Below are 343 nucleotides of genomic sequence, written 5' to 3'. Positions count from 1 at the left end.
TTTAGCGAATCCAGACGGACTGTATTATCAGATACTGTTTATTATTGAAGAAGGAGCTTGGACACTTTTCCGCAATATGCCACTGCTATTTGCGGTTGGTCTGCCGATAGGATTAGCAAAAACGGCTCATGCTCGTGCTGTGTTGGTGGTCATGGTCTCCTACCTTACCTTTAACTATTTCGTTCATGCCATGGGCTTACAGTGGGGGGCATTCTTCGATGTAGACTTTTCACAATCGATTGGTGGGGTATCCGGACTGACTGATATCGCCGGAATAAAAACCTTAGATACCGGTATCTTCGGAGCGATCATTATTTCAGCCATCGTCACTGGGTTACACAAC

Annotated in this window: 1 protein-coding gene; it reads left to right on the top strand. The window is 45.5% G+C overall.

Annotated elements, in window-relative coordinates; genetic code table 11:
* Window positions 1-343, top strand: a 343-nt coding sequence (locus RMT89_RS41795) for a PTS transporter subunit EIIC (protein ID WP_315888986.1), incomplete at both ends; no start/stop codon positions are given.

It is taken from the genome of Streptomyces sp. P17, assembly GCF_032436805.1.
Classification (GTDB): Bacteria; Actinomycetota; Actinomycetes; order Streptomycetales; family Streptomycetaceae; genus Streptomyces.
Note: the sequence above shows the minus strand (reverse complement) of the source record. Positions and strands in the feature narration are given on the sequence as shown.